14 protein-coding genes are annotated in these 20,813 nt (G+C 45.2%); 7 read left to right on the forward strand and 7 right to left on the reverse strand.

Annotated features, from left to right (window positions below; genetic code table 11):
- Positions 1–641: 641 nt before the first annotated feature.
- Positions 642–2,009 (reverse strand): tyrosine-type recombinase/integrase, encoded by a 1,368-nt coding sequence (locus R7F07_RS13065; protein WP_029838330.1) that lies wholly within the window; start codon positions 2,007–2,009, stop codon positions 642–644.
- Positions 2,010–2,548: 539 nt separating this feature from the next.
- On the opposite strand from R7F07_RS13065, the gene R7F07_RS13070 reads away from it, so the two are divergent.
- Positions 2,549–3,352, forward strand: coding sequence for a MetQ/NlpA family ABC transporter substrate-binding protein (locus tag R7F07_RS13070; RefSeq protein WP_017633488.1), 804 nt, complete (start codon positions 2,549–2,551; stop codon positions 3,350–3,352).
- 95 nt (positions 3,353–3,447) lie between these two features.
- On the opposite strand, the gene R7F07_RS13075 is transcribed toward R7F07_RS13070, so the two are convergent.
- Positions 3,448–3,723, reverse strand: coding sequence for a hypothetical protein (locus R7F07_RS13075; protein ID WP_005383040.1), 276 nt, complete (start codon positions 3,721–3,723; stop codon positions 3,448–3,450).
- A gap of 223 nt (positions 3,724–3,946) precedes the next feature.
- Entirely contained in the window at positions 3,947–4,666 is a 720-nt protein-coding gene (locus tag R7F07_RS13080) for an SIMPL domain-containing protein (protein ID WP_005379714.1), read from the reverse strand.
- Between the two features lie 233 nt (positions 4,667–4,899).
- On the opposite strand from R7F07_RS13080, the gene R7F07_RS13085 reads away from it, so the two are divergent.
- The 5 genes from R7F07_RS13085 (at position 4,900) to dhaR (ending at position 13,159) form a co-directional block, all read left to right on the forward strand.
- Positions 4,900–6,663 (forward strand): lysophospholipid acyltransferase family protein, encoded by a 1,764-nt coding sequence (locus tag R7F07_RS13085; protein WP_017820256.1) that lies wholly within the window; start codon positions 4,900–4,902, stop codon positions 6,661–6,663.
- 595 nt (positions 6,664–7,258) lie between these two features.
- Positions 7,259–9,211 carry a PTS mannitol transporter subunit IICBA gene (locus R7F07_RS13090; protein WP_005379710.1) on the forward strand — a complete coding sequence of 651 codons (1,953 nt, stop codon included), beginning with the start codon at positions 7,259–7,261 and terminating at the stop codon, positions 9,209–9,211.
- A gap of 111 nt (positions 9,212–9,322) precedes the next feature.
- Positions 9,323–10,471: a mannitol-1-phosphate 5-dehydrogenase gene (locus R7F07_RS13095; protein WP_062730758.1), complete on the forward strand. Its 1,149-nt coding sequence runs from the start codon at positions 9,323–9,325 to the stop codon at positions 10,469–10,471.
- 86 nt (positions 10,472–10,557) lie between these two features.
- The gene (locus R7F07_RS13100; RefSeq protein WP_005379708.1) at positions 10,558–11,088 is read left to right on the forward strand and encodes an MltR family transcriptional regulator; all 531 of its coding nucleotides are present in this window, start codon (positions 10,558–10,560) and stop codon (positions 11,086–11,088) included.
- A gap of 145 nt (positions 11,089–11,233) precedes the next feature.
- Complete coding sequence (gene dhaR / locus R7F07_RS13105; protein ID WP_158159547.1) at positions 11,234–13,159, forward strand: dihydroxyacetone kinase operon transcriptional regulator DhaR; 1,926 nt, start codon at positions 11,234–11,236, stop codon at positions 13,157–13,159.
- Between the two features lie 80 nt (positions 13,160–13,239).
- Here dhaR and ptsP read toward each other — a convergent pair whose 3' ends face one another.
- From ptsP to dhaK, 3 genes are read right to left on the reverse strand one after another with little or no spacing between them, the layout of a single operon-like run.
- Positions 13,240–15,639 carry a phosphoenolpyruvate--protein phosphotransferase gene (ptsP, locus tag R7F07_RS13110; RefSeq protein ID WP_062730760.1) on the reverse strand — a complete coding sequence of 800 codons (2,400 nt, stop codon included), beginning with the start codon at positions 15,637–15,639 and terminating at the stop codon, positions 13,240–13,242.
- Position 15,640: 1 nt separating this feature from the next.
- On the reverse strand, positions 15,641–16,276 hold the full coding sequence (gene dhaL / locus R7F07_RS13115) for a dihydroxyacetone kinase subunit DhaL (RefSeq protein ID WP_005379705.1): 636 nt from the start codon (positions 16,274–16,276) through the stop codon (positions 15,641–15,643).
- A 15-nt stretch (positions 16,277–16,291) separates the two neighbouring features.
- A complete protein-coding gene (gene dhaK / locus R7F07_RS13120; protein ID WP_171342784.1) occupies positions 16,292–17,350 on the reverse strand; it encodes a dihydroxyacetone kinase subunit DhaK in 1,059 nt (352 codons plus the stop codon).
- Positions 17,351–17,703: 353 nt separating this feature from the next.
- On the opposite strand from dhaK, the gene R7F07_RS13125 reads away from it, so the two are divergent.
- Positions 17,704–18,786, forward strand: coding sequence for a glycerol dehydrogenase (locus R7F07_RS13125; RefSeq protein ID WP_005379703.1), 1,083 nt, complete (start codon positions 17,704–17,706; stop codon positions 18,784–18,786).
- A gap of 84 nt (positions 18,787–18,870) precedes the next feature.
- Here R7F07_RS13125 and glmS read toward each other — a convergent pair whose 3' ends face one another.
- Positions 18,871–20,703, reverse strand: a complete 1,833-nt coding sequence (gene glmS, locus R7F07_RS13130; RefSeq protein ID WP_054574261.1) for a glutamine--fructose-6-phosphate transaminase (isomerizing) — start codon at positions 20,701–20,703, stop codon at positions 18,871–18,873.
- Positions 20,704–20,813: the final 110 nt, after the last annotated feature.

Genomic DNA, 20,813 nt, shown 5'->3' on the forward strand with positions numbered 1-20,813 from the left:
GATAAAATAGAATTGGTTTTTATATCGTTGTTTTCCATGATCACTGACTGCAAAAAGTGAAAGAAGCTCTATCGTTGTTTTGCTTGACCTCTAATATGCATTATTGAATCTTACCCAACGATGTTTATGATCGGTCAAAGGTTACATGAGAATAACACCTTGAAATTTTCATTATTATCAGACATTTAAATACAATTCATAGCGCTTTGATATCGTTGTTCTTCTATTGTATCTAACATCTCACATATCTAGTTCTGATCACTCCTGCACTAGCATTTTTATGGTGCAGCTCACTCGTAGACCCAATTAAGATAGCTGCTACACACAAATTTGAAGTACTGCTCAACAGATTCCCTGCTGACCAATCGAAAATTCAAACCTAACAATAAAACATATATAAATCATTACCTTAAAAATAAAGATGGAGAATTTCGATAGTAATACGTCAAAACATCAATGTACTCTTCAAAAGACACACAAAAGTAAAAAACACACTAAATATCATATAATTATGTGCAACTAAAAGTTAGACACTAAAAGTTAGACGTCATAGTAGTGCAGAACGAACCTACATCATCAAGCGGCTTTAATTGAAGCAACTAATAGACAGAAAGCCCCAGAGGGGCTTTCAAAAACAATCTTTATTTAAGACTAGCTCTTAGCGACTGGGGACTTTTAATGTCTGGAAAAGGTAACGTTTCAGCGGAGGGTACAACTGACAACGCTGGTGGAACATACCCAATCAACTCTTTCAATTTACTGCTCCAGGCTTCAAGCCCAACTAACTTATCGTCAAAATAGTCATAGCGATCATAGTGACGTGTACTCACATCTTGTAACGCGTGATTTTGAATACGATCTCGAACTTCCTTGCTGATTCGGCATGCCCCCATCAAAGTTTTACACGTTCGGCGAAGATCCTTAGGCACAAACTTATCGAACCCCACGGCATCGCGATAACGAGTCACTGCACGACAAATTGAGCTAGTCCTCATGGGTTCTTCTGCATCTTTAGGATTTGGAAAAACATATCGTCCACCACCAGAAAGCTCATATTGTTTCTGAAGTATTTCAAAAGCCAATCCGTTCAACGGTACGATATGATCTTTTTTGTTTTTGGAACGTTCTTTAGTAATACAGATAAACTTCTCTTCCCAATCAACATTCCACCATTCAAGTGTAATCACCTCATATGGTCGTTGCCCCCCTAGATAGATGCACAGTTGAAGTAAGTGCCTCAAATCTTGTCCGATGGGTACAAGATCATAGTTTTCACGAAGATCTTTTAGCAGACGCCGTAACTCTCGCCATTCTAAGAACCTTTCACCAATGCGCTCTCCGTCTTTTTGCTTAGGAATTGGTGCTACTGGATTGTATTTTATGCCAAATTTCGACTCTAAAGAGAAATAGCGAGGATCGTTATCAAAGCGCATCCCATGGTTAAACGCCGCCATCACATAGCTACGTACTCGGTTACTTTGGGTGATAGCTCCGCGCTGGATCATCTTACTAATAACGTATTTAATATCATCAGTCGTTACATCACACGCTTTGGTGTTTCTGTCTATATATGGATAGAATTCTCGTACCAGCGCATTTCGCACGTCTTCATACGTTCTCTTTCCATCTATTTTCATGCGCTCCGTATAGCTATGAAATAGCTCATCAATGGTTCCTAAGCTTTTACTCTCTGCATCAATTTTTTTCTGCTCGCTCTCTTGTTGTTCAAGATGCAATTTAGGATCTTTTCCGCCGAGCAACAGTTGTGAGAAGACCTGGGCTTTCTCGCGAGCTTCTGTAAGAGTCATACTGCCAGCACGTGTACTGAATAAACCGATTGAGATAAATTTTTCTTTCTGTTGCTGGTAGTAGCGAAACACGAACTGCTTTTTCCCACTAGTGAAAATTTTTACACCCAAACGCCCTATACCTCGTTGACCTGACTGATCCCAGAGATAATAGGAATTTTTACGACTGGTCGCGGATTGAATTTTAGTAACAGTTAACATTCTGATTTTCTCTTGTCTTTTTTGGCGAAGTTAACTTTCTAGGTCAACAGGCATAACCTAAAAGCAGCCAAAAATGATATTGACAAACTTCCTACCTAAGCAAAGCTAGGTCAGGTAATGGGTCAGACAAGAGAAAAGTGACATGAAAATCAATGCAAACTAACGCAACAAAGACAAACAGATAAATATTTGAATTTAATAGAAATTACCAAGCATTGCATACTCATAAAAATGAACCTGGTAGGACTCATAATCGATTGGTCCGCAGTTCAAGTCTGCGAGGGGCCACCATATTTCGAAAGGCGTAGCAGGTTAATACCTACTACGCCTTTTTTGTATCTTATATCTTTGGGTACAGTTGCGGTAACTCGTCACTAACCTCGTAATAGCTTTTCCTCTTCCCCTCTTCTTTAACTATTATCTGGCTCTCTATACGAGCAATAGAAACAAAATGTCTGCTCGTGATTTAAACCATTGACCCTCAGACAACTTCTGATAGTATGGACGTATAGACGTCTAAAACAAAAAATGGAGCTACAATGAAAAGTATTGGTCACTTAAAGAAACTAGCTTTGATTCTCACGGCAGTAGTCGGCTTAAGCGCTTGTGGAGAAAAAGATGACTCTGTCATTAAAGTGGGCGCGACAGTTGGACCACATGCACAAGTAGTCGAGGCGGTAGCGAAGGAGGCAGCAAAGCAAGGTTTGAATGTCGAAGTCATTGAGTTTTCTGACTACGTGACACCTAATGCCGCCCTTAGCGACGGTAGCATCGATATTAACAGCTATCAGCACCAGCCATTTTTAGACAACTTCAACAGTAGCCATAACGCCCAATTAGTATCAATTGGTCAGTCCATTCTTATGCGTATGGGGCTTTATTCCAATAAGTATCGCTCACTGCAAGAGCTTCCAAACAATGCACGTATAGCGCTTCCAAATGACCCTACCAACGGTGGTCGTGGTCTGTTGCTACTCGCCGATGCAGGTTTAATTGAGCTGAAACAGGGTGTTGGCCATAAAGCCGCCCTAACTGATATCACAAAAAACGCAAAATCATTTGAATTTGTCGAGGTAGATGCCGCTCAGCTACCAAGAACATTAGATGATGTGGACGCGGCTGCGATTACAATGAACTACGTAATGTCTTCTGGTTTAGATCCGAAGAAACAAAGTATCTATCTTGAAGCAAAAGACGCCCCATTAGCAGTCATGGTCATCGCCACTCGTGACGCAGACAAAAATAATGAAGCGTATAAAAAGTTCGTTTCTATTTATCAATCTCAAGCGATTCGTGATTATCTCGATCGCACTTTCAAAGGCACAATCGAAGCAGCTTTTTAATCAATAAAGCAGCGAATATTTTACCCCACGAATCAGATAGAGAAGAGGCTAATGTTTTCTCATAGCCTCTTCTTTTCATTACTCACTAAATCGACTCATTGTCGACTTTCAGCCTCTAACTTCATTGCCAAATAAGCTTGGTCAGCAGAAACCAATTCAGGACGGTTAATCAACTTCCAGAGGAAGTATGGTGGGATTAAAAATACGATGAAGTAGAGAGATTCATGGAAGAAAACATCGGCTATCGTTTGCTGATGCTCCCAAAGTGCCGTCAGTGCGAAGAGCTCTAACATCACGCCTAATACGCCAAAGACGACAGAGACAACAATCGCTAAACCCAGTAGTTCTCTAATAAAGTGCTTGTATGCCATGATACTAATTCCTTCTAGCAATAAGTCATACTAACTTACGCTCATAAGAAACAAGTGAGCTTGATTATTATCAAACTCACCTCATCACTGTTAAGAACTTAGTTTTATAAAAAAGTACTTGTATATAGCGTCATCGAAGACTGATTTCCCTATCACAGAGCATAGATACCTCTACAAATAGAAGGTGATGGAACGACCAACTATTGACTATATGAGCGCAACTTTAATCAGATAAGTAATATTGAACCGTCGATACCACTCGTACTTTCTTAATGTAAGGCGTGTTGCTGTCTCGGTCATAAATCGAGAACTGCCCTTGAGTTGCACGTTTGATCTTACCCAGTGAACTCTGTGAGTCTTTCGCAAATTTCTCAGCCACTTCACGCGCATTCTTAGTCGCTTCTTCGATCATGTCTGGCTTCACATCATTCAGCTTAGTAAAGCTGTACTCAACACGATTTGCATAAGGATCTTGGTTAAGCAAAACGCCTTGTTTTCCTAGCTCACCTATTTCATTGATTGCCGCTCGAACAACATCAACACTCTGGCTGTAAACCGTAACGGTTCGCGAGGCCAAATAACGATACTCAATGTCTTGCTCGCTCCCATATTGCTGTGCTTTTCTGTCAATGACCGCTGGGGAAGAAAGGGAAACGCTGGTTTCAGGAAGCCCTTTGGCACTTAGAAAGTCCAAAATCAAACGGGTTTGCTGGTCAATTTCATCAAACATGGCTCCCATATCATTACTCGCTAGAGTAAATTGAATCGGCCAAATCACCGTATCAGCAGGATACTCACGCTCCGACAAACCTTTTACTGTCACGACTCTTTCATAGGCTCGGTATTTCACCGCCGTCTGCTGCATAAAATAGCCAAGGATGCCAAGACCAAGTATCAAACTTAGCCCAATCCAAAGTGCTGCTTTATTGGAAACTCGTTCCATTATTTCCCCCTGATAAATATCAACTTAGCTTAATCTTTGTTCTAGATAAGATAGCCTATCTATTGTTTTAAGAGGGAGACATAACGCGAGTTTTGATTCATAGCACAGTGATATACCGTTTTCTTTAGTCAATAAAGCTTCATTGGTTTGTCACCAAAGGCTCATGCTTTTGCCTCTTAACTGTCATCTGTAATTTCTACTATCCAATCAGCAACTTGTACGCTGAGGTAAATATGGATAGTTCAACCCCTTTTCGTCTCCCTCGTAAAACGCCGTTTGGCATTGGTGAAAACGTTGCTGAATGGGCAACCGGTTTAAACCAGCTTGATAAGTTCTACGCTCAACGCCCCGTTAATGCCGATACCAAAACTTTTCTCCGCTTCACGTTGGATATTTTAGGTATCGATTATCGCATTGCTCATGGTTCACTCGACTCAGTGCCTAAACAAGGTGCTACCGTCATTGTGGCGAACCACCCGCTTGGTTGTGTGGAAGGCGTCATCTTGGCCGAACTCTTGTTGATGGTACGAGACGATATCCAAATTCTAGCCAATCAATACCTGAAAACCGTACCAGAGTTAGATCAGCTCTTCATTGGTGTCGATGTGTTTGAAGGCAAAGACGCCGTCAAATCAAATATGAAGGCCCTCAGAGCGGCTAATAAACACCTCGCAAGTGGCGGCTTATTGCTTGTCTTTCCTGCCGGTGAGGTTTCCCAGTTAGTCGATGCCAAACAGCAACGCTTGGAAGACAAAGCGTGGAGTCGAAGCGTAAGTAGCCTAATTCGCAAAAACAAAGCAACGACAGTTCCAGTATTCATCAGTGGCCAGAACTCGAAACGCTTCTATATGGCAGGGAAAATCCATCCACTTTTGCGTACCCTACTGCTTGGTCGAGAGTTGCTAAACAAACATGCGCAAACCATCGATTTATCTTTTGGCCAAGTGATCAAATTCAAAGAGATCAACACACTTAACGATGATCAAGTGGTGAACTATTTGCGGCTCAACACTTACTTGCTCAATCGTGAAACCCATTCAGTGAAGCCTTCTTCTTCATCAGAAATGCTCTCTCCAATAGCGGCAGGGTTACCCGTAGGCGAATTGCTTGAAGAGCTGAACAACTTACCAAAAGAGTCCAAGCTGCTAACAAGTGGTGAGTTCGATGTTTACTGCACGGAGTCGCAGAGTATCCCTTCCCTACTGCATGAAATTGGTCGCCTACGTGAGCTCAATTTCCGACAAGTTGGCGAAGGGACTGGACTAGCAATAGACATTGACCATTTCGATCATGATTACCTGCATCTGTTTGTGTGGGACAGAGAGAACCAATGCTTGGTGGGCGCGTATCGTTTAGGTCTGGTTGATCAACTGATTGAAAAGCGCGGCGTAGCAGGTCTGTATTCACGAACGTTGTTTAACTATGACCAACGCTTTATCGACCAAATGGGTAAATCCATTGAGATGGGGCGCTCTGTGATTGCACATCAATATCAAAAGAGCATGAGCGCGCTACTGCTACTGTGGAAAGGCATCGCAACGTTCGTTCATCAAAACCCAGATTACACTCACCTATTTGGTCCGGTAAGCATTAGCAACGATTATAGCGATACTGCACGTCAATTACTGGCTCAATCAATGACACTGCACCACTACGACAACAATTGCGCAGAGTACGTCACACCTTCTAACCCACTTCCTGAGCACCACCGTGACTGGAACACCAGCATGCTCACTGCTCTGGGTGATTTACAGCTATTGTCACGTGTCATTGCCAGAATCGATGAAGGGAAAGGAGTGCCCGTTTTGCTGCGTCAGTACTTAAGCCTCAATGGCAAGCTGGTATGCTTCAACGTCGACCCTGCATTCAATAACGCTCTAGATGGATTGATTATGGTGGATTTGCGCGATGTTCAAGAAAAGACGTTGGCAAGGTATATGGGACGCGAGCAAGCTCATGACTACCTCGTCTATCATACTAATAGCAACGATGATTAAGAACAGTGATTAAGTAGAGAGTTGGGAATCACAAGAAGAACCGTGTGGCGACTCTCTTTATTTACCCTTTCATCAACTAATTAGGCGTGCTCCGTGAAGTGCGCCGAAAAGGCTCTTATAGATACAATCTATCGAAAGATCTAGATAGCATTTATCTCACCAATTCCGTCACAAACTTTCACAAAAAACAAAAACAGATCCAGGTCACACTTTAAATCCACCACAACTCAACACAAAACGTGACATTGATCATTACAAGTATTTAATTCGAATTTCAAAAAAAATCAAAAGTGATCAAAGTCACAAAGTATTTTGATTTTAAATTTGTCAGAAGATCGGATTGATCACTAAGATTTTTATTGACAGATTTAAAAGTGGCTTTTTGTTATTAAGTTACAAGTTAATAAGTTGAACTTGGTCACTTAAAAACCGTTTCTCAGCCTAAGAAATGCGGGCGTAGATCACGAAAAACCCGTTGTCAGTTCCAATTGGAAAATGTGTGGTAAATTGATTGGGTACTAAGCAATCAAACAAACGGTTTTGGCGAACCGTTTACTACAACAAGATTCATCAGAACATCGAACGGGGAATTGTTATGATATCACCAGATGCCAAGATCAAGATACAAAATTTTGGTCGTTTTCTGTCAAACATGGTAATGCCAAACATCGGCGCGTTTATCGCGTGGGGCTTTATCACTGCTCTATTTATCCCAACGGGATGGCTACCAAACGAAACATTAGCCTCTATGGTTGGCCCAATGATTACCTACTTGCTGCCACTACTTATCGGTTACACCGGTGGTAAATTAGTTGGTGGCGATCGTGGTGCGGTAGTCGGTGCAATCACAACAATGGGTGTGATTGTAGGCACAGACATCCCAATGTTTATGGGCGCAATGATGGTCGGCCCAATGGGCGGCTGGGCTATCAAGAAATTCGATAACTACATCGATGGTAAAGTAAAAAGTGGCTTCGAGATGTTGGTTAACAACTTCTCTGCGGGCATCATCGGCATGCTATGTGCGATCCTTGCCTTCATCTTTATCGGTCCATTCGTAAAAATTCTTTCTGGTGGCTTGGCGGCAGGCGTTAACTTCCTAGTTTCTGCTCACCTACTACCACTGACTTCAATCTTCGTTGAGCCTGCGAAGATCCTTTTCCTAAACAATGCGATCAACCACGGTATTTTCTCTCCACTGGGTATCCAGCAAGCGTCTGAAACAGGTCAGTCGATCTTCTTCCTAATCGAAGCAAACCCAGGTCCTGGTCTTGGTATCCTGCTAGCTTACATGGTGTTTGGTAAAGGTACGGCTCGTCAAACGGCAGGTGGTGCATCAATCATCCACTTCTTCGGCGGTATCCACGAGATTTACTTCCCATACATCCTAATGAACCCTCGCCTAATCCTTGCGGCTATCGCAGGTGGTATGACTGGCGTATTCGTACTAACTATCTTTAACGCAGGTATCGTTTCTCCAGCATCACCAGGTTCAATCTTTGCAATCTTGTTGATGACTCAGAAAGGCTCAATCGTTGGTGTTCTAGCGTCTATCGCAGCAGCAACAGGCGTGTCATTCGCCGTAGCAGCACTGCTAATGAAGACTCAAACGTCAACAGAAGAAGACGGTGATGAAGCAGCACTAGAAAAAGCAACATCACAAATGAAAGACATGAAATCTGCATCTAAAAACGATGCGGTGGTAAACAGCCAAAGCAAAGGTGACGTAGACCTAGCGACAGTACAAAGCATCATTGTCGCTTGTGATGCGGGCATGGGCTCGAGTGCAATGGGCGCGAGCATGCTACGCAAAAAGGTTCAAGACGCAGGTCTGAACATCCACGTAACCAACCTTGCCATTAACAGCTTACCAGAGAGTGCAGATATCGTGATTACTCATAAAGACTTAACGGATCGTGCACGTAAGCATGCTCCAAACGCACACCACATTTCATTGACTAACTTCCTAGATAGCGAGATGTACAACCAGCTAGTCACCAAACTACTAGCAGCGCAAAACCAATCCGCAGCCAATGACGACCAAATGGTAAAAGTTTCGCTCGTGGCAGCAAACGACGACAACTTCGAGCCACAGCAAACGTCGGTGTTCCAAATCCAGCGTGAAAACATTCACCTAGGTTTGAAAGCTGCCAACAAAGAAGAAGCGATTCGCTTCGCGGGCAACAAGTTGGTCGAACTTGGCTACGCAGAACCAGAATACGTAGACGCGATGTTTGAGCGTGAAGCATTGGTTCCAACTTACCTAGGCGAATCTATCGCAGTGCCTCACGGTACGGTGGAAGCGAAAGACCGCGTGAAGAAAACCGGCATTGTAATCTGCCAATACCCATCGGGTATCCAATTTACTGAAGACGACGACGATGTTGCGAAACTGGTTATCGGCATTGCCGCTAAGAACGATGAGCACATCCAGGTGATTACCACCATTACGAACGCGCTCGATGAGCCGGAGGCAATTGAGAAGCTAACCAGCACCAACGATGTGGAAGAGATTCTAAACATCCTTGGCGGTCAACAAGCGGCTTAATTACCCCTTTAATTTGCTCCTGAGGCAAATGAGGTCAGCTGTCACCCCCTATGCGGTTGGCCTCCCCCTAGTTTCGTAAGTCAACATTTTAGACATTGGTAGGTAAGAATTATGAAAAACGCAGTTCATTTTGGCGCAGGTAACATTGGTCGTGGCTTCATCGGTAAACTATTAGCAGACGCAGAAGTCGAGGTGACATTCGCAGACGTTGACGCTCCACTCGTCGACCAACTGAGTCACAAGCAAGAATACAAAGTAAAAGTGGTCGGTACTGAGTGCCAAATCGACACAGTAACTCACGTCACCGCGGTTAACTCAGCCAGTGAAGATGTCATTGACCGCATTGTAAAAACCGACTTGGTAACAACAGCGGTTGGCCCTAACGTACTGGACATCATTGCAAAAACCATCGCTACCGGCATTGCTAAACGCTTTGCAGCAGGTAACGATAAACCATTGAACATCATAGCGTGTGAAAACATGGTTCGTGGCACCACACACCTAAAAGGTGAAGTGTATAAACACTTGGATGAATCATTGCACGCGAAAGCAGACGAGTTGGTTGGCTTTGTCGATTCAGCGGTAGACCGTATCGTACCACCAGCAGAAGCGGCGAACGATGACCCACTAGAAGTCACTGTAGAGAGTTTTAGCGAATGGATTGTGGATGAGCAGCAATTCAAGGGCGAAATCCCTGACATAGCTGGCATGGAAAGAACCAACAACCTAATGGCATTCGTAGAACGCAAGCTATTCACTCTCAATACAGGCCATTGCATTACCGCTTACCTAGGTTGCTTGAAAGGCCATCGTACCATTCGTGAAGCAATTGAAGACCCAAGCATTCACGCTGAAGTAAAACAGGCGATGCAAGAGAGTGGTGAAGTGCTGATCAAACGTTACGGCTTCGACCGTGACATGCACAACGCCTACATCGAGAAGATTTTAGGACGCTTTGCCAACCCATACTTAGTGGATGAGGTGGATCGCGTAGGTCGTCAACCAATTCGAAAATTGGGTGCAAACGATAGATTAGTGAAGCCTTTACTCGGTACAATTGAGTATGGCACTGAAAATCAAACACTTTTGAAAGGCATTGCCGCTGCGTTGAAGTACACTAACGACACTGACCCACAAGCCGTAGAGCTACAAAACTCATTAAAAGAAGTGGGTGTGAAGAAGACGCTAGCGACATACACAGGTCTTGCAGAAGACAGTGCTGAAGTGGCTCAAATCGAGACACTTTACAACCAACTTTGATTTACCTAGGGGAGCTCGGCTCCCCTTCTATGTCCTTCTCTGCTTGAAGAGTTGGGATAGCTAATAATTAGAAATGTATTCAGTATATGGCAGATAACATCAACGAAACCGAGATCATTGAGCGATTAAACAGCGCACCATCGGTACGAGGCTTTTTCATTGCAGCAGTCGACGTTTTTAACGATTCGATCGACGGGTTGGTGCAAAGAATCTTTCGTAAAGATAACTTCGCTGTTCAATCGGTTGTCGGTCCGCTGCTACAAGACTCTGGACCGCTGGGCGATCTGTCTGTTCGTTTGAAGTTATTGTTTGGCTTGGGAGTGCTCCCCGATGACATTTACCACGACATCGAAGACATCATCAAACTCAAAAACCAACTCAATAGTGACGCTTCAGATTACGAATTCACTGACCCGAATATTCTAGAACCAATTAAGAAACTGCACTTGGTGAAGAAAATGGGCATGGTACAACTGGAAGTCAGCGAACCAGATGACGACATCGACCTTGAGTTTTATCAGCTACAACTGCAACGTCAACAACAAATCATTAAGTCAGGGCTCTCACTTGCCATTGTCGAGATTTGCAATGAGCTCGGCAAAGACAGCCCTTTTTAATCGAAAAACTGGCAAGGAAGCCTCCTCAACTCGCCCCTCTTTTTGCACATTCTTCTATACAACGTGCGTGAAAGCCATCACAGTCCATATTCCGATGTCTCTGTAACATCAGACCAATCTATCGCTAGTATTGAAACGGTATCGCATGCTTTCAATCGAAGACACTAAAACTAAGTGGGAGTTTTTCCAGAAACACCACTGGGTATCTCCAGAATTTTCCCGCACTCCCGTCCTCGAGTCGTGGGAGCGTTGCATAAAGCAATGCAGCCCTTACACCTGGTCAAAACCACATATTGCCTCTGGATTTACCTTCTCATCTCTAATGAAGCGCAACGAACATCTCATCGAATGCGCCACGACCGTACTTGAAGACACTTACGACATGCTAGGGGACGAAGACCTGGTATTGATGGTAACCGATGGCAACGGCTGTATTCTCTCCACCGTCGGGCACGACTCTATGCGACAAGAGATGCAAACGCTCGGCATAAAACAAGGCTGTTTTCTCTCCGAAGGAAAGATAGGCACAAATGCAGTCAATCTCTGTATCAATACTCATATCCCGTGTGAAGTTTTTGCCGCCGAACATTTCAATCGCCACTTGCACTCTTATGCCTCTGTAGCGGCGCCTGTTTTTGACCAATTTGGCAAATTACGCGGTACAACATGCCTTTTCAGAAAAGCGGAAAGCTATAAGAAAGAAGACTTAGTCATCATCGCGTCGAGCGCGAAAGAAGTCAGCTTGCAAATCCACATTCAGTCGGAACAAGAGAACATGAACCGCCTCACTTGTGCGCATAACGCAACGTTAGAGTGCATGGATGACGGCCTTCTAGCGTGGGATGAAGAAAATCGCATCACCATGGTAAATCACCAGTCCGAGCGTTTGTTAAACATTGAAGCCAGTCAGGTCTTGGATAAAGAAGTCTTTTCTGTTTTGCGCTTCCCACCGAATGTCCTTACTAGTATTGAGTCAGGTGCGAGCATAAACCGTAAACTCACAACGGTAGAGGTTCGTGGCGAGTTTGTTGAGGCGATCATCACCTTGCGTCCACTCAACGACGGCACACACTTATTGTTCTTGCACCCTATCGATAAAATTCGCGAACTTGCTCAACAACAAATAGGTGGCAGTGCGCGCTATACGTTCAGCACTTTGCCCGTCATTTCACGAAAAATGAAGCATGTCATTACCGTGGCAAAACGGGCCATAAAGTCCAAATCACCGATTCTAATTACGGGTGAAGAAGGTGTAGGAAAAGCCACTCTCGCCATGGCGATTCATAACGAAAGCACCTACAAAGAAGGGCCGTTCATTACGCTCAACTGCCGCTCCATCAATACAGAGCAACTGGTCAAAGAAACTCTGGGGTATGACGAAGGGCAAGGCATGCCTTCAAAGTTTGAGCTCGCCCATGGCGGTACGCTCTTTTTAGAAAAGGTGGAATATCTGTCGCCCGATTTACAAGCCGTGCTACTTAAGTTGTTAAAAACTGGGCTCGTCAGCCGCAGCGACAGTTTGCGATTGATCCCCGTAGACTTTCAACTTATCACGAGCACCGCTTCAGAGATCAGCGAGTATGTCACTCAGCGCTCATTTGGTCGGCAACTTTATTATGAAATCTCCTCGAACGAGCTGCACATTCCACCACTACGAAAGCGTAAAGAAGACATTGAATTTCTCGTCCAGCAGCTTATCAGCCATTACGAACGCCGCCACAATGTGACTATCTCGATAGAGCCAGTCGCACTGGAAGCGTTGATGAATTTTCGTTGGTCAGGCAATAACTCCGAATTAAGAAACCGAACTGAGCGAATTTTGCTTAATCGCAGTTCGAACTTAATCAAGCTGAACGATATTCCTGAAGACATTAAACTGAATTCTCGCCATACCGCAGAAAATACGCCAGTAATCACGTTAGAAGAAGCCGAGAGAAGAGCTATCGTTCAAGCTTGGAATCAGTGTGATGGCAAAATGCATGATATGGCGAAAGCATTGCAAATTGGCCGCACGACCTTATGGAGAAAAATTAATAAGTTTGGGCTGCAGGAGCAAATGAAGCTGTATTAAGTCGTGAATTGGCGTTCCTAGAACAAAAGTAAAACCGGCGTAAGCACGCCGGTACAGATGTACTAACGATAAGGTATCGATTAAACATCGACAGACAACTGACGAATCTGCGCTTTTAGTCCCGGGAGCATACTCGAACTGGCGCTGAATTTTCGCAACCCCACGCGAAGCAATGTTTCTGTGGCATTTGGATCGCCAGCCATCTCACCACACATACTAACCGGTATGCCCGCGCGATCGCCTGCTGCACACGTGAGCTCAATGGCTTTTAGTACCGATGGTTCAAAGTAGTTCACCAATTCAGCAACAGCGGCGTTACCTCGATCGGCGGCCATAACATATTGAGTCAAATCATTGGTGCCGATAGAGAAAAAGTCGACTTCTTGGGCTAACGCATCAGCATTTAACACCGCGGCTGGTACCTCAATCATAATACCAACGGGCAAATGAGTCGCATCCAAGCCGAGTTGGTTTGCTTGATGCGCCAACAGCACTTTTACTTTTCTCACTTCTTCAACCTGAGCCACCATCGGTATCATCAATTGAATATTCGGTTGCTCGTGAAAGGCTCTCAGAATGGCTCGAAGTTGAGCGGTAAACAATGACTCATGTTGAAGGCACAACCGCACCCCTCTCAAACCTAAAAATGGATTATCTTCTGCTGGCATAGGATAAGCGGCTAAAGGCTTATCACCGCCAACATCTAGACTACGAATCGTAAGTGGCTTATCACCAAGTGCGGCTGCAATATCACGATACACTTGGTATTGCGCTTCCTCAGTCGGCAACTCATCACTGTTTTGAAATAGAAACTCAGTCCGAAATAGACCAACGCCCTCAGCTCCTGATGTTAGTGCATCATCAATATCTTTCGGTCCACCAATATTGGCGAGTACTGGAATATGGACACCATCACAGGTGACTGCGGCTTGCTGAGCACTCGCTAATGCACGTTGTCGGATGCTTTGCCACTCAATTTGCTGAGCTTCTAATTCCTGCTGTACGGCATCTGAAGGAGAGAACCATAAATGCCCTCGGAAGCCATCAATAGTCACCACTTGACCAGCACGCACAGCATCAAGGCAGCCCTGAGCTTTAACGATGGCAGGAATCCCCATCGCACGAGCAAGAATCGCACTGTGAGAGGTTTTCCCTCCCTCACTCAAACAGATACCAAGCACTTTCGATTTATCAAGCCCGGCCACATCAGAAGGCATCAGGTCGCGGGCCAACAAAATACTCGGTTCCTGAATGTCGATGGCATTAGGCGTTACGCCTGTCATTTCGACCATAACTTGGCGTGCGATATCATGTACATCTGCTTCGCGTTCCCGCATGTACTGACTTTCTGCCTGGCGAAACTCTTCGGCCAACGTTTGCAGTGATTCTACCCAAGCTTGCTCGGCTATCATGCCCGTTTGAATTCGCGACTCGACCGATGCCCATAATTCTGGGTCACTGAGCATCATGCTATGAGCAGCAAATATTTCCCCTTTCGGCTGCTTCGCTTGCTCCTGCAAATGTTGAACAACCACGCCTATCGCACGCTTAACCCGTTCAATTTCATCTTGTTCACTTTGGAAATCACGTTCAGGCACTGCTGGCATTTCATGAGTAAAAAGGACAGCAGGAGCAGTAGCGATACCGTCATTGACTCGAATACCAACAACAGCACCTTCAATCTGATTTGAGGCCATGCCATCGAGCAGAGTATCTGAACTTTCTTCAGGTTCGATAATGCCTTGCTCAACCGCCTCTTTTTCTCCGAAGTGCTCATAAGCTAAGGCTTCAAATGCCTTGATTGCTTCACTGGATTGAGAGCCGAGTGCGCACAGCGTGATCGTCTCTTGGCTACGAACGCCAAGTTTCGCAATGCTGTTTAAGCTTTTCGCGTTCACACGGCGCTCGCCTTTTTTCAACCATAATTGGCAGTCAAAAGGCGCGAGTGCACCAACAATGGCCGCAGCGGGACGAGCATGTAATCCATGCGGATTTTGCACTACCCAATCAAATGTCCATTCTTGCTCAAAGTTCTCTGATACTGGCGCTATCTCAGCGGATGTTAGTGGCTGATCACCAAGGTGCTCTTGTTTTACGCTTAACGCATTCTGTGCCTCTTCGACTACCGTCGATAAAGGCAGTCCGGCGGCGGCAGCCACCGACGCCGCCATGGTTCCTTCAACAATAGGTGCCGAGATAAGGGTGACATTTTCCCTCACATGATCATCAATCAGGTCCAGAGCCATTTCCGTGCTAAGCAACGCGCTGCCAAGATCCATCAACACAACAACCCCTTGTTGATCTTGTACCTGCTCAATCGCTTCCATCACGGCAATGGCATCGGTTCCGATCGGGTTCTCTGGATCATCAATCCCAGCAGCAATCGCAAGCTTGGCTTTGCCTTGCGTCATTTGGGTGGCAAGTTCTGCCACCCCTTCGGCAAGTCGACGACTATGAGATACAACTACAATTCCCACCATCTTAATTACCTGCTATTGCCTGCTGTAGTGCTTTAATCATTAACAAAGAAGAGGTTGCACCGGGATCTTGGTGACCAATACTGCGTTCACCTAAATAGCTTGCTCGCCCTTTTTTCGCCAACATTTCAATCGTGGCAACCGCGTTCGTTTCTGCTAGCTCAACCATTTCATTAAGTAAGTGATCGGCGCTCATGCCATTTTCTAACGACGCCTTCACGCTAACTAAAACGGGTAACCAAACATCACACATGGTTTTATCACCCAGCTCTGCTTTACCACGAGACACCACGCCATCCACACCGCTTTTTAGTGCATCGACCAACTCTTCAAACGTTAGTTGCTCTCGGGTTCCGACAGCGGCAGCCGTGCGAATAAACAGCGTGCCATACAGCGGGCCACTTGCCCCACCAACACTAGAAAGTAAGGTCATGCCCGTATTCTTGAGAATGCTGCCGATATTTTGGTCCGCAAATTGCGGCAGTTTTTCAGCAACTTTTTTAAAGCCACGGTTCATATTGAGACCATGGTCTGCGTCACCAATATCACGATCAAGGTCGGTCAGAAAATCTTGATTCTCTTGATACGTTTTTGCACATAACTCTAGCCAGTGAACGATATGTTGTTTTTCAATTTGCATGTTTGCTCCCCCCTCTTACCACTTGATCGCGGCCGTATCGACAGGAGCATCGAACAGCTCCAACATCTCTTTATCTGCCTTCAGCAACGTAATCGAAACGCCTTCCATATCGAGTGACGTACAGAAGTTACCAACCATATTACGCACGATACGGAACCCTGCTTGCTCGCAGTTATGAGCCAGACGGCGGTACACTCCGTAAAGCTCTGAAGTTGGCGTACCACCCATACCATTCACCATCACGATGTAGTCGTGTTCAGCGGCGAAAGGCTCAATGCTGGATTCCACTTCATCCCATTCACCTTCGTCACGATTCCAAATACGCAATGTGCGCTGATAAGGCGTGTTTTCAGCAACTTCAGCAAACATCTCATCCACTAACGTATCGGCGTCGGTGTATTTCACTCGCTTGATACCTGGTTCACCATGGATACCAACACCAAACTCAACTTCATCATCTTCCAGAACAAAAGATGGTTTACCCGCCGCTGGTACAACACAAGCATTAAGTGCCACACCAAATGAACGACAGTGATTATTCACGCGACGAGCCAGTGCTTCACATTGCTCCAACGAATAACCTTTGTTCGCGGCAGCCCCAACTAACTTTTCAACCAATACCGTTCCAGTAACGCCACGGCGACCAGCGGTATACAGGCTGTCTTTGACTGCAACATCGTCATCCACCAACACCGACCCAACTTTGATGCCATCGGTATGAAGCAGCTCCACAGCCGTTTCAAAGTTCAACACGTCTCCGGTGTAGTTTTTAATGATAAATAGCACGCCTTCACCAGTATTCACTTGGTTGCCACATTCGTACATTTGATCTGGCGTTGGTGAAGTAAATACCTCTCCAGGGCAGGCGCCTGTCAGCATGCCTTTACCAATAAAACCTGCGTGCAAAGGTTCATGACCACAGCCACCACCAGAAACCAGTGCCACTTGCCCCGGTGTTTCCTCGTGCCACATGTAACGAGGTTCGTAGTTCGCTTTTAGCTCTGGGCGAGATAAAGCCAGACCTTCCATTTGCTGCAATACAACATCATCAACTTGGTTAATTAACTTTTTCATCGTTCTATCTCATTCCATTTATATTTTTATGTAGGGTATGAATTCATCTTAAACAGAGAAAATGCGTGCTCAACAAAAATCAATCCGTTTCATATTGAAACAAAAACTTCGGCATTATTGTTTCAATATGAAACGAAAAACGACAAATTTTCCTGAATAGTGATCGTCGCCATAAAGCATGCTGATTCTTATTACTTCTGGCAGTCGGTTTGACACAGAGGTCATAAAAGCATGGAACAAAACCAGAGATATCCTTCACCACTTACCACACCAAACCTAATATAAACCTTATCCCTACAATGGATATTCATTGCAGTCCAAAACACTCATAAAAAAGGTTAAAGGTTTGAATTATGGACAAAATTATTATCAGCCCAAGCAAATACGTCCAAGGTGAACAAGTACTTACATCTATCGCTCACTATGTGAAAACATTGGGTGAACGCCCGTTAGTAATTGCCGATGAGTTCGTGACTAACCTGGTTGGTGATGACGTCAAACAAAGTTTTGCTGACGAAAAGCTTCCACTCACTATGAACATTTTTGGTGGCGAATGTTCACGCGTTGAGATTGAACGCATCACGGACATTTGTGCCACTCAGAAACACGATGTCATTGTCGGTATTGGTGGTGGTAAAACGTTAGATACAGCAAAGGCTGTTGCGTTTTACACAAAAATTCCTGTCGTGGTGGTTCCTACGATTGCCTCGACTGATGCGCCAACCTCAGCGCTTGCGGTGATATACACACCTGAAGGTGAATTTGCAGAATATTTGATGATCCCTAAAAACCCAGACATGGTCATCATGGATACGTCAGTCATCGCCAAAGCCCCTGTTCGCTTACTTGTATCGGGGATGGGCGACGCGCTTTCCACCTACTTTGAAGCTCGTGCCAACATGACTTCTGGTAAGGCAACAATGGCTGGTGGGTTAGCGACGCGTTCAGCACAAGCGCTTGCGAAACTTTGCTATGAAACCTTGCTTGAAGATGGTGTAAAAGCAAAAGCTGCAGTAGAAAATGGTGTGAGCACCAAAGCGGTAGAAAACATTATTGAAGCCAATACATACCTTAGCGGTATCGGTTTTGAAAGCAGTGGTCTAGCGGGTGCTCACGCTATTCATAACGGCCTAACTAAGCTTGAAGAGTGTCATCATCTCTATCATGGTGAGAAAGTCGCGTTCGGCACACTAGTTCAGCTGGTACTAGAAAACGCAGCGATGGAAGAGATTAATACGGTTCTTGCATTCTGCCGCTCTGTAGGTCTACCAACCAACTTATTTGATATGGGCGTTAAAGAGCTTAACCACGCTAAGTTGCGCGAGGTCGCCGAAGCCTCAACGGCCGAGGGAGAAACCATCCACAATATGCCATTCCCAGTGACGGCAGAAAATGTCTACTCTGCAATTCTAACCGCTCACCAGTTGGGTCAATAACTCACAAACCTTAAAATGGGTTTAAATAAAAAAGCGGCACATACTCTCGCATGTGCCGCTCAGGATTTTTGCTGTTAAGCGTAATTACTCAACCGTTACCGCTTTCGCTAGGTTACGTGGTTGGTCTACGTCCGTACCTTTGATCAGTGCTACGTAGTAAGACAGCAACTGCATTGGGATGGTGTAGTAGATCGCCGCCGTGATTTCACTAACGTGAGGCATAGTGATGATCTTCATTGTCTCATCGCCTTCGAAGCCTGCGTCTGCATCTGCGAATACGTATAGAAGGCCGCCACGCGCACGCACTTCTTCAACGTTTGATTTTAGCTTTTCAAGTAGGTCGTTGCTTGGTGCAACCACAACAACAGGCATGTCAGCATCAATCAGCGCAAGAGGACCGTGTTTTAGTTCACCCGCCGCGTACGCTTCTGCGTGGATGTACGAGATCTCTTTCAGTTTTAGAGACGCTTCCATCGCGATTGGGTAGAACTCGCCACGGCCTAGGAACAATGTGTGGTGCTTGTCTGCAAAATCCGTTGCTAGTGCTTCAATTTCTTTCTCGAAAGAAAGTGCCGCGTTGATTTGCTTAGGAAGTGCGTGTAGCGCTTCAACAATCTCTTTTTCTTTATCTTTGCTGATGCGACCTTGCTCTTTACCCAGTGCCGTTACCAACATAAGTAGTGCAGAAAGTTGAGTCGTGAACGCTTTGGTTGAAGCCACACCGATTTCAACACCAGCGCGAGTCATGAATGCAAAATCTGATTCACGAACCAAAGAGGAACCCGCTACGTTACAGATGGTCATCGCCGCCATGTAACCTTTCTCTTTTGCTAGGCGAAGTGCTGCTAGGGTATCAGCGGTTTCACCAGACTGAGACAACGTGATCAATAGGCTGTTTGGACGAGTCACAAACTTACGGTAACGGAACTCAGACGCGATTTCGACGTCACAGCTCACGCCTGCAATGTCTTCAAACCAGTAACGTGCCGTCATACCTGCGTTGTAAGACGTACCACACGCGACGATTTGTACGTGTTCTACTTTGCTTAGAATGTCTGCCGCGTGCACACCGATCGCGTCTGTCACAACAGAATCTGACGTGATACGACCTTCCATTGTGTTGATCAACGCTTTAGGTTGCTCATAGATTTCTTTTTGCATGAAGTGACGGTATTGGCCTTTATCACCTGCATCATGCTCTGCGTTAGATTCAACAATTTCACGCTCAACTGGCTCACCCGTTGCATCAAACACAGTGACTTCACGGCGAGTAATTTCTGCTACGTCACCTTCTTCTAGGTACATGAAACGGCGCGTAACGTTAAGTAATGCAAGTTGGTCAGACGCTAGGAAGTTTTCACCCACACCAAAACCGATCACGATCGGGCTGCCTGAACGCGCTACTACGATGCGTGAAGGATCTTTGCGATCCAACGCTACCGTGCCGTATGCGCCTTCAAGTTGTTTTGCTGTTTTTTGTACCGCTTCTAATAGCGTTTCTGAAGTACGAAGTTCCCACTCAACCATGTGTGCGATAACTTCTGTATCCGTTTGCGATTCAAACACGTAGCCACGAGATTGAAGCAGCTCACGCAGCTCTTCATGGTTTTCGATGATGCCGTTATGGACCACTGCGATATCACCAGACATGTGTGGGTGAGCATTGATTTCAGAAGGTTCACCGTGCGTCGCCCAACGAGTGTGCGCAATACCAGTTCCGCCGATCACTTTTGCTTCTTCTACTGCATCAGCCAATTCTTGTACTTTACCCAAGCGACGAACGCGCGTTAGGTTTGATTCGCCATCAACAACCGCAACGCCAGCAGAGTCGTAACCGCGGTACTCTAAGCGGCGTAGACCTTCAACCAAAATTTCTGCAACATCTCGTTGTGCTACTGCACCTACGATTCCACACATGTGTTTATCTCCGTTTGTAGTTTTGTTCTTCCCTAGCCATGATTTCAAATAGAGGCAGCAAGCAAAGGCCTTTATCCAGAGGGAAGTGAAATATGAAACTGATTACATTA

The organism is Vibrio sp. YT-16, assembly GCF_033337405.1.
GTDB lineage: Bacteria > Pseudomonadota > Gammaproteobacteria > Enterobacterales > Vibrionaceae > Vibrio > Vibrio alginolyticus.

What these genes read in the sequence shown, in the direction of transcription:
- R7F07_RS13085 (WP_017820256.1), top strand. Translation starts at nt 4,900, where the DNA reads ATGGATAGTTCAACCCCTTTTCGTCTCCCTCGTAAAACGCCGTTTGGC.
- R7F07_RS13100 (WP_005379708.1), top strand. Translation starts at nt 10,558, where the DNA reads ATGGCAGATAACATCAACGAAACCGAGATCATTGAGCGATTAAACAGC.
- R7F07_RS13125 (WP_005379703.1), top strand. Translation starts at nt 17,704, where the DNA reads ATGGACAAAATTATTATCAGCCCAAGCAAATACGTCCAAGGTGAACAA.
- R7F07_RS13095 (WP_062730758.1), top strand. Translation starts at nt 9,323, where the DNA reads ATGAAAAACGCAGTTCATTTTGGCGCAGGTAACATTGGTCGTGGCTTC.
- dhaK (WP_171342784.1), bottom strand. Translation starts at nt 17,350, where the DNA reads ATGAAAAAGTTAATTAACCAAGTTGATGATGTTGTATTGCAGCAAATG.
- glmS (WP_054574261.1), bottom strand. Translation starts at nt 20,703, where the DNA reads ATGTGTGGAATCGTAGGTGCAGTAGCACAACGAGATGTTGCAGAAATT.
- dhaL (WP_005379705.1), bottom strand. Translation starts at nt 16,276, where the DNA reads ATGCAAATTGAAAAACAACATATCGTTCACTGGCTAGAGTTATGTGCA.
- dhaR (WP_158159547.1), top strand. Translation starts at nt 11,234, where the DNA reads ATGCTTTCAATCGAAGACACTAAAACTAAGTGGGAGTTTTTCCAGAAA.
- R7F07_RS13075 (WP_005383040.1), bottom strand. Translation starts at nt 3,723, where the DNA reads ATGGCATACAAGCACTTTATTAGAGAACTACTGGGTTTAGCGATTGTT.
- ptsP (WP_062730760.1), bottom strand. Translation starts at nt 15,639, where the DNA reads ATGGTGGGAATTGTAGTTGTATCTCATAGTCGTCGACTTGCCGAAGGG.
- R7F07_RS13065 (WP_029838330.1), bottom strand. Translation starts at nt 2,009, where the DNA reads ATGTTAACTGTTACTAAAATTCAATCCGCGACCAGTCGTAAAAATTCC.
- R7F07_RS13070 (WP_017633488.1), top strand. Translation starts at nt 2,549, where the DNA reads ATGAAAAGTATTGGTCACTTAAAGAAACTAGCTTTGATTCTCACGGCA.
- R7F07_RS13090 (WP_005379710.1), top strand. Translation starts at nt 7,259, where the DNA reads ATGATATCACCAGATGCCAAGATCAAGATACAAAATTTTGGTCGTTTT.
- R7F07_RS13080 (WP_005379714.1), bottom strand. Translation starts at nt 4,666, where the DNA reads ATGGAACGAGTTTCCAATAAAGCAGCACTTTGGATTGGGCTAAGTTTG.